Consider the following 9,877-nt stretch of genomic DNA (forward strand, 5'->3'; position numbering starts at 1 on the left):
AAGTATATGAGCTCCTAAATATATGTCCCTTCCCCAAAATTCTGAAAGTTTTTCGGAACGCATCTTAATGTGTTTTATCCATTCTGTATCTTCAGCTTCTTTAATAGGTGGAATCACCTGATCCATTACAACAGCTACCTCCAAATCACCATTTTCCGGAATGGTAACCTTAAATGGTTTACTGTATAAATTACCGGGAGACCTGTTCCATTTCTGTCCTTCTCCATTATCCATGGGTAACTTTACCGTATGACCAGTACTTAAATTAAAGGTGTCATAGATATGTAATAAGGCCTGCACCCAATATTCACCTGGTCGTAATTCTGCTAAACTGGCGTATGGAAATCCATGGCCTGCGGTATCAAAAGACTGTTCAACATTTGGAGCCATTGCGTTTACGTTAATCCAAAATATTACCTGTGTGTTTAGACCACTATTTATCTGAAAACGCGGTTCATCTTCATTATTTGTAGAAAGCATAAGTAATAAACGACCATCTTGTGCCTTGGAGCTGATATTATCTGAGAAAGAAACTTTAACAGTGATATCTGATGCTTTTTCTTCGGCCGATTGACATCCTGATAAACAAATAATTAGAAAACTAAGAAAAATAAAAGGTTTGAACATAGGAGTTGGATTTGTGACAAAAGGTACTCATTTCCCTTAAATCATCAAACTTCTCTCTACATTATTCAGGACAGATTAAAAAGGCAATTTTATTTTATTTTTTGAATACGTCTTTTGCGCGCTAGAAGAGTATTTTGCAAAAGCATAGCAATTGTCATATGACCAACTCCACCAGGAACTGGCGTAATATAAGATGCCTTTTTACTTACAGACTCAAAATCAACATCGCCTGTTATGTAATAACCCCTCTCTCTGCTATCATCGGGAACCCTTGTAATTCCAACATCAATAATTACAGCTCCCTCACGTACCATATCTTCAGTAAGAAAACCAGGTACTCCCAAGGCAGAAACGATGATATCTGCCTGCAAGGTTAAGGCTTTAATATCTTTAGTTCTGGAATGCGTTAAGGTTACAGTAGCATTGGCAAATTTGCCTTTCTGGCTGAGCAATATACTAATAGGCCTACCCACAATATGGCTGCGGCCGATAACAACAGCATGTTTCCCTTCAACATCCACTTTATACCTTCTCAATAATTCCATGATACCAAATGGCGTAGCGGGTATAAAAGATTCCATATCCAAGGCCATTTTACCAAAATTTGCAGGATGAAAACCGTCTACATCCTTATCTGGATCCACTGCCAGTAAGACTTTTTGTTCATCAATATGTTTAGGTAAAGGCAATTGTACTATATAACCATCTATTTCCGGGTCGGAATTGAGTTCATTTACAAGTTTTAATAATTCTTCTTCCGAAGTGTCTTCGGGTAAATGTTTAAGTGTAGATTCAAAGCCTATGCGTTTACATGAGCGTACCTTGCTTCCCACATAGGTAAGGCTGGCACCATCATTTCCAACAAGTACGGCGGCTAAGTGAGGAACTTTTTCCCCACGTAATTTAATCTCGCCAACCTCAGCGGCTATTTCATCTTTAATTTGATTTGCAATTTCTTTTCCGTTGAGAAGGGTCATTTATTAAATAATTATTAGTTTAAAACTATTATTTCATATTCTGCATCATCTGCATCATTTTTTTACCGCCACCACCTTGCATCATTTTCATCATTTTGCTCATTTGGTCAAATTGCTTTAGCAATTGATTTACTTCCTGTATAGTGCGTCCACTACCTTTAGCGATTCTTTTTTTCCTGCCAGCATCAAGTTTAGAAGGGTTTGATCTTTCATCTGGAGTCATAGAGTGTATAATGGCTTCAACATGTTTAAATGCATCATCATCTATATCCATTCCCTTTAGTGCCTTCCCGGCTCCCGGTATCATCCCCATTAAGTCCTTCATGCTACCCATCTTCTTGATCTGCTGTATCTGTTTGAGGAAATCATCAAAGCCGAACTTATTTTTCGCAATTTTTTTCTGAATCTTACGAGCCTCTTCTTCATCAAATTGTTCCTGGGCCCTTTCCACCAGCGAAATTACGTCACCCATTCCCAGAATACGGTCTGCCATACGCGCCGGATGGAAGACATCTATGGCATCCATTTTCTCTCCTGTACCAATAAATTTAATAGGTTTATTAACAACAGATTTTATAGAAATAGCTGCACCTCCACGTGTATCTCCATCGAGTTTGGTTAGTATAACACCATCAAAATTTAGCACATCATTAAATGCCTTTGCCGTATTCACGGCATCCTGCCCTGTCATAGAATCTACCACAAAGAGGGTTTCCTGAGGATTTACCGCATCGCGTATATTGGCAATTTCGGTCATCATCTGCTCATCCACTGCCAGTCGGCCTGCGGTATCAATAATTACCACATTGAAACCATTACTTTTAGCATGAGCCATTCCGGCCTTAGCAAGAGCTATCGGATCTGAATTCTCCTTATCTGAAAATACCTCCACTCCTATCTGTTCTCCAACAATATGCAGCTGATCAATGGCCGCTGGCCTATAAACATCACAGGCTACCAGTAAAGGATTTTTAGATTTTTTCTGCTTTAGATAACTCGCAAGTTTGCCTGAAAAAGTAGTCTTACCAGATCCTTGAAGACCTGACATAAGTATAACGGATGGATTACCGGAAAGATTGATGCCTTCTGCATCCCCACCCATTAATTGAGTAAGTTCGTCCTTAACAATTTTGACCATCAACTGGCCTGGCTGCAGGCTGGTCAAAACATTCTGACCCAAAGCCTTTTCTTTTACCCTATTGGTAAATTCCTTGGCAATTTTAAAATTAACATCCGCATCCAGGAGAGCCCTTCTTACTTCTTTGGTGGTCTCAGCAACATTAATTTCGGTAATCTGGCCATGTCCTTTGAGAACATGTAATGCTTTATCCAGCTTATCACTTAAATTATCAAACATCGTTTTATGTCAATTATGGCGAAGTGCAAATTTAATAATAACAATGGGATGATGGAAGACTGAAGAAAAAAATATAAAAGAGAAAAGGGTAACTTCTTACAGAAGTTACCCTTTTCAGCAAAATAGGGGGGCAAATAAGGTATTTTAATTACTTTTCCCGTTAAGGATATGTCTATTGCCTTTCAAAAATCAGTGTACTCACTTTTTCAGTAAGACCGTCATTTGAAACGCTAACATGTTTCAGTTTAATACTGCCATCCATAGTAGGAACCCATTCCCAATCATCTGTAAGCTCGGCCAGAGGGTTTACATCTCCAAAGTTCAGGTATACTTTAAGCTTACCATCACTATTTCTAAGCACTCTCCACAGTCCCGGGTAAGAAACACCAGATTGCGATAGTGTAGTAGTTATTAGGTGATTAGCCATAAAATTGAAGGTGTAACCCATATAACTTTCAGTTTCATTCATATCGCCGTCTTCATAGAGAGCAACCATCCAATCTCCACCCATCATAAAGTTTCTGATCTCAAGAACATCACCATCATTATTATTATCATCACATACTCTTTGCAGAACAAGTTCATAACCTATATCATCAACTTCAAACTTCAATCTGTCATTTCTCAGGTCAGACAAGGGCCATTCAAAACTTACTCCTGGTTCAGAACCCATGGTAATTGCCATTACAAGTCTTCCTTGCTCATTCATGGTGATTTCCCATGTTCCTTCAGAAGTGTTTTCACCATTACCAAGTGTTATTACACCTTCTGGCAAAAAGTTGAATTCATAACCCAGTAATCTGTCTATTTCCTCACCTTGGTTTTTCACCTTTTTAATAACCCAGCTACATTCTTTCAAGATCTCTCTTAGAGTATTGGGATCGGTATTAAAAAGATCACAGGCTATACTCATAATTATTCGGTTACCGCCTTCATTGTAAAGTTTAATTTTTCCTTCACCTAGTTCGTATACGATCCATTCAAGGTTAAAGTCAACCAATACATCAAACTCAAGTTTAATAAGTACTCCATGATCTGTAACTCTTGTACTCCAGGTTCCCATTATGTTGTTACCCATTCTATCCTTAACAGTAACACCACCATCTTCAGTAAAAATCATTAAGTATTCAAAGTACTGATCTGTCTGATTTACCTCATCTCTTACAACCTCATGAATCAACCATGGACATTCTACCAATAGATTTTCTAAACGTTCCTGAGTAAAATCGTCATCGTTATAATCATCATCATCATCTTCGTCACAAGCCATTTTGGCTGTTTCGAGGGCATTGGCCAATTCAGCATTACTGCCCACTTCAACCTTTGTGCCATCGTAAAGTTCCATGGTTACAGGGAAGTCGATCCCGATTAAATCATTTTCGTCCAGTCCGGCAAAAAATATTCTAAGATCTTTATCTGATCCTACAGTAACTGATCCTGTTTCAACCTCATTTAGATCAAAAGTGTATATCGTAATAGGGTATACAAAGTCTATACATTCTATGTCATCATCCTCTCCACCTTCAACACATTCCTGAGCCAATTCGCGCAGGTCATCTATTCCGCCAATTTCAATTACTGTAAAATCGGCAAGTGTGATAACAATTGGAAAAATAATCTCAAGGATATCTTCATCATCTTGCAATTCATCAAATATTTCTTCAATTAAGTGAAGACCTTCTTTAGATTCAATGGTAATTTCAATTCCATTTACATTAACGGTATATGGAAATTCAATAGCCAAACAGCTTGCGCCATCCACAATATTATCGAAAGAACCATCATTAGATGCGGTATTTTCAATAAGCTTAGCTGTAGAGGAACTTGCATTTATAGTTTGCAGTTCATCTGGTTGTGGTAATTCTTCAAATGCTTCCTGGCAGGCATTAAACGAGAATGCCGCTACAAGAAGTAGGGTTTGCAGTGAATACTTAAAAAACTTTTTCATAACGATTTGGATTTATTTGTTGTTCGTACAACTCTAAAACAATTACATTTTAAAATACCCTACTCTTTTTTTAATTTTATTTAAAATATCTTTGGAACAGAACCAACGATAAGAACTAAAAAAATATGGACAATGTATGTGAGGAGCAAGTATTTAGTAGCCTCTTCAAAACTAATTCCAAAACGATTTTTAACTATATATATTATAAATTCGGCAACGAAGAGAAAGCGTATGATGTAGTTCAGGAAGCTTTTGTTAAGTTGTGGGAGAATTGTGCTAAAGTAAGTCCTGAAAAAGCGAAGTCTTATGTTTATACTATAGCAAATAATCTTTATTTAAATGTTATCAAAGCGGAAAAGGTCCGTTTAAAGTATGCAGACAGGTCAAATAATACCTCTTACGAATCTCCGGAATTCTTGCTGGAAGAAAAGGAGTATAAGGAAAAGCTGGATCGGGCCCTAAATAGTCTTCCGGAAAATCAGAGAACCACTTTTTTATTAAACAGGATTGATGGTAAAAAATATGCGGAAATAGCAGAGATGGAAGGTGTAAGTGTGAAAGCTATTGAAAAACGCATGCATTTGGCCCTAAAAGCGCTTAGAGATAAAATAGAAGGTATTTAACGAACATGTCGGGGAATAAAATTCGGATGTTTTAGAATTATTTTTAATATTGAGGGTAGGGTTTTATTAGAATTAATTGTTTTAAGGTTATAAAGCTGGAAATCATGCAAGAAAATTACTTAGCAAAATGGCTCAATAATGACCTCTCCGAGGAAGAACTCGCAGTATTTAAAAAATCTGCTGAGTATGCTTCTTATGAGAAGTTACTGGAGGTCAGCGGTTCTTTGGAAGCGCCAGACTTTGATATGGATAAGGCCTTTAATGATTTCAAAAACAATCAGCTACAGAAAGATGTTAAAGTAATTAAGATGAATCCAATGCGGAAGTTATGGCGCATTGCAGCTGCCATTGCGGTTATTTTTGTCACATCTTACTTTTACATATCAACTTTAGATGAATCTATTTCTACACAATATGCGGAACGCAATGAAGTTAGGCTTCCGGATAATTCTGAGATTATCTTAAATGCTGATTCCAGGATAACATACAGTGAAAAGAACTGGGCTAAAGAACGAAATATCTCCCTGGAAGGAGAAGCGTTCTTTAAGGTTGCCAAAGGACAAAAATTTACGGTCGCCACCAAAGACGGTTTAGTTACCGTATTGGGTACTCAATTTAATGTTGAAAACAGAAAAGGATTTTTTGAGGTTACCTGTTATGAAGGCCTGGTAAGTGTCATTTTTAATGGTAAAGAATCAAAACTTCCTGCGGGTAATTCCTTTATAGCAATTAACGGTAATGTATTGAAAACAGAATCGCCGGCAAACACTATTCCTTCGTGGATGAGCAATGAAAGTACTTTTAGAAGTATTCCGTTGAAGTATGTCCTGGATGAGTTTGAAAGACAATACAACATTGAGGTTAAAACTCAAAATATTAATCTTGAGCAATTATTTACCGGCTCTTTTAGCAACACAAACATAAATTTGGCGTTACAGAGTATTAGTACTCCTTCTCAGATAAAGTATGAATTAGAGGGGAACAACGTGCTATTCTATGCCGAAAACGCGCCTTAATAGTATACTGCTTTTATACCTAATACTTTTGTTTGCCCTTTTTACAGGCAGGGCACAGGTAGATACCTTCCCGAAAAATATTAGTCTGGTTTCCTATATCCGTCAGTTAGAGAAGGATTTTGATGTAAAGTTTTCTTATATTGATAAGGACCTTCAGCCCATTGTAGTAGATACTCCTAAAGGCAGTTCTCTTAAGGATATATTAAATGATATCCAGAATCAGACCCAATTAATCATCAGGAAGCTTAGTGAACGTTACTATACGCTCTCCAAAAGCACTACAGTAGATATATGCGCATTTGTCCTGGATAATTACAGTGAGAATACTACCCCGGGTGCAACAGTAGAAGTATTGGGCAGCAGTATTTCTACGGTAACAGATATGAACGGCCGTTTTACTTTGGATAATATCCCCAGAAAAGCTTCCATACGAATAAAGCATATAGGTTATAAACCAAAATACGTAACCGCCGAGGATCTGGTAAGTAAAAATCCCTGTACCACCCTTTTATTTAGTTTAAACTACCAACAGCTCGATGAAGTTGTGGTTTATAAATTTTTAACCACAGGACTTACCAAAAAAACTGATGGCAGTATAACTCTTAATACTGAAGAATTTGGTATTCTTCCCGGGCTTTTAGAACCCGACGTTCTTCAAACTGTACAAGCCCTTCCCGGAATTAAGAGTATAGATGAAACGGTATCGGATATTAATATAAGAGGAGGAACAAACGATCAAAACCTTATTCTTTGGGATGATATTAAAATGTATCAATCTGGTCATTTTTTCGGATTAATTTCTGCCTTCAACCCTTATTTAACCGAGCATGTTACCATAATAAAAGATGGGACCAGCGCTGAATATGGAGACGGGGTTAGCGGAATCATTGATATGCAATCAAAAAATAAAATTGCCGGTAATTTCTTTGGTGGTGCGGGCATAAACATGATTAGCGGAGACCTCTTTGGTCAGATCCCTATCTCAAATAAATTAGCGCTCCAGGTTTCAGCAAGACGCTCCATTACAGATCTGATAAACACACCAACCTATAAGCAGTTTTCTAAAAGAGCTTTTCAGGACACCGAGGTTGAAGGGGGCTCTAACCCAAACAACAATGCGGATATAAACCAGGACGAAATATTCTATTTCTATGATTTTACAGCCAAAGTATTGTACGATATTAATGAGCAACATAAAGCGCGCTTTAGCTTTATTAATATCAACAACAATCTTGACTATACGGAAACGGCGTTAAGTTCTGCAAGAACAGACCAGAGCAACCTGAATCAAACCAACCTTTCTTTTGGAGGAAATCTTGAAAGTGAATGGACGGACAGATTCTCCACTAAGTTGACTGCTTATTACTCTAACTATAACCTTGATTCTGAAAACCGAATAAACAATGGGCAGCAAATTCTTGATCAAAGAAATGAGGTAATAGAGACCTCAATAAAATTAAATACGAATTACCAACTCAACCCAACTTTAAACTGGCTCAATGGATATCAATTTTCAGAGGTTGGTATCACCAATTTTACCGATGTAACACAACCACCTTATGAGAGCAACATCAAGGGCGTCATACGTACAAATTCGTTATACAGTGAAATTTCCTATGCTTCACCCAACAAGAGGTTAGTTGCAAGAGGTGGTGGCAGATTGAATTATCTTGTAAATGTGAAATATTTTAATGAATTTATTGTTGAACCCCGTTTAAACCTAAGTTATTCGCTCTACTCAAATCTTCAATTGGAAGTAAAAGGGGAGTTTAAAAACCAGACCACAAATCAGATTATTGATTTGGAACAGAATTTTCTTGGAATAGAAAAAAGGCGCTGGATGTTATCCAACAACAAGAATGACACTGTTCCGGGAAATCCAAATTTGCCCATTGTGAAAAGTAAACAAGGTTCTATGGGAATAAATTATGATAAGGGACAATGGTTTGTTGGTCTGGAAGGATATTATAAAGAAGTAAATGGAATCAGTACGGCAACACAAGGATTTCAGAACCAAAATCAGTTCAATGGTGAAATTGGAAAGTATGAGGTAAAAGGGTTGGAATTTTTAATAAATCACAAAAACAACCTTTTCAGTACCTGGTTGAGCTATGCCTATAATTTAAATAATTACACCTTCGGGGATATCGTTCCGAATGTTTTTCCTAATAATCTGGACATAACCCATACACTGACCTTTGCAAGTACTTATACCTATGAAAATCTAAAAATTGGAATAGGCATTAATTACAGAACAGGTAAACCTTTTACAAAGCCTCAGGAAGGAGCAGACGGAATTGATTTTACAACTTTCCCGGTCTCCATCAATTATCAGGAACCAAACAGTAGCAGGCTCCCTGATTACCTAAGGGCTGATGCCTCCGCTATTTACGACTTTAATATTTCGAAAAGAGTAAAGGCTACGGCAGGTGCATCTATCTTAAATATTCTGAATAAGGAAAACATTTTAAATACTTACTACAGATTAAATGATCAGAACGAAATAGTGACCATTGAAAGTGTTTCCTTAGGATTTACACCTAATGTGAGCTTCAGAATAAGTTTCTAATTTTTATTCAGCCCGGATATTACCAGGACATGGGGAAATGTAATTGCCGCAAGGAATGAGAATAAAAAGGGGATGAACTCCTGACTGCTGCCCTCCATAAAAAAAAATAATAGTACAAGTGTTATCACCGATGCCAACCAATAAATTATTGATGTCCTCAGGTATTTTATAAAATGTTTTCTGGACAAATCCCCATACAGATAGGTAATCTGGTCTCCCAATGATGGGATGGCGTGCCACAAAATAAAAAATATGGCGAAAGCCCAAAGTAACGAGGCGGTATTGAAAATAATAAAGAATACCAATAAATAAAATAATTCGAGCAAAATATTGCATTGTATCTGTTTAAATTTTACCAGGAATAATACAACAAATACAATAAATGATATTCCCAGCATAAACTGGTAATAGGTATTGTTTATATACACTTTACTGATATCAAAAATAATATCGCTAACCTCCATACTATGAGCTGCAAACAATAGAAAAAGGATTACAAGTCCGTAGGCAGTAAAAAGGAAGAGTGAATAGCGTGAAATCCCATTAATTTTGGAGATCCAGTGCTGCTCCCCGAAATGGTAGGCACTAAAGAGAATAAACAACCCCAAAGCAATAGCCGGAAGTATGGAAAATAAGGCCGCTACCCCAAGTACGAAAAAAATATAATAAGCGAGTATTCGCAAAAAATCATACCGTTTCGATTTCTTTTTAGCCTCCACTTGTAACAATTTAATATCATTGGCACCGTGAAGTATCCCAA

Annotated in this window: 7 protein-coding genes and 1 pseudogene; 3 read left to right on the plus strand and 5 right to left on the minus strand. The window is 37.1% G+C overall.

The genetic code is table 11. From position 1 onward, the window contains the following. The 4 genes and pseudogenes from WBN20_RS11550 to WBN20_RS11565 form a co-directional block, all read right to left on the minus strand. Nucleotides 1–627 (minus strand): annotated as a pseudogene (locus WBN20_RS11550) (hypothetical protein); the annotation flags it as partial. 89 nt (nucleotides 628–716) lie between these two features. After that, nucleotides 717–1,604: a bifunctional methylenetetrahydrofolate dehydrogenase/methenyltetrahydrofolate cyclohydrolase FolD gene (gene folD / locus WBN20_RS11555; protein WP_424281783.1), complete on the minus strand. Its 888-nt coding sequence runs from the start codon at nucleotides 1,602–1,604 to the stop codon at nucleotides 717–719. A 28-nt stretch (nucleotides 1,605–1,632) separates the two neighbouring features. Next, the gene (gene ffh / locus WBN20_RS11560; protein WP_424273008.1) at nucleotides 1,633–2,961 is read right to left on the minus strand and encodes a signal recognition particle protein; all 1,329 of its coding nucleotides are present in this window, start codon (nucleotides 2,959–2,961) and stop codon (nucleotides 1,633–1,635) included. A 172-nt stretch (nucleotides 2,962–3,133) separates the two neighbouring features. Next, on the minus strand, nucleotides 3,134–4,909 hold the full coding sequence (locus tag WBN20_RS11565) for a hypothetical protein (protein WP_424281784.1): 1,776 nt from the start codon (nucleotides 4,907–4,909) through the stop codon (nucleotides 3,134–3,136). Between the two features lie 125 nt (nucleotides 4,910–5,034). Here WBN20_RS11565 and WBN20_RS11570 point away from each other — a divergent pair, with 125 nt between their 5' ends. The 3 genes from WBN20_RS11570 to WBN20_RS11580 all read left to right on the plus strand — a co-directional run bounded on the left by WBN20_RS11570 (nucleotide 5,035) and on the right by WBN20_RS11580 (nucleotide 9,117). Next, nucleotides 5,035–5,532 carry an RNA polymerase sigma factor gene (locus tag WBN20_RS11570; RefSeq protein WP_424272396.1) on the plus strand — a complete coding sequence of 166 codons (498 nt, stop codon included), beginning with the start codon at nucleotides 5,035–5,037 and terminating at the stop codon, nucleotides 5,530–5,532. Between the two features lie 104 nt (nucleotides 5,533–5,636). Beyond that, a complete protein-coding gene (locus WBN20_RS11575) occupies nucleotides 5,637–6,548 on the plus strand; it encodes a FecR family protein (protein ID WP_424281785.1) in 912 nt (303 codons plus the stop codon). Next, nucleotides 6,529–9,117 carry a TonB-dependent receptor gene (locus WBN20_RS11580; RefSeq protein WP_424281786.1) on the plus strand — a complete coding sequence of 863 codons (2,589 nt, stop codon included), beginning with the start codon at nucleotides 6,529–6,531 and terminating at the stop codon, nucleotides 9,115–9,117. Before WBN20_RS11575 ends, WBN20_RS11580 begins: the two co-directional genes overlap by 20 nt. On the opposite strand, the gene WBN20_RS11585 is transcribed toward WBN20_RS11580, so the two are convergent. Continuing rightward, nucleotides 9,114–9,877: Brp/Blh family beta-carotene 15,15'-dioxygenase (locus tag WBN20_RS11585; RefSeq protein ID WP_424281787.1), on the minus strand; the 764-nt coding region annotated here is incomplete at its 5' end. The two genes, WBN20_RS11580 and WBN20_RS11585, sit on opposite strands and share 4 nt — an antisense overlap.

It is taken from the genome of Eudoraea sp., assembly GCF_049665975.1.
Lineage (GTDB): Bacteria > Bacteroidota > Bacteroidia > Flavobacteriales > Flavobacteriaceae > Eudoraea.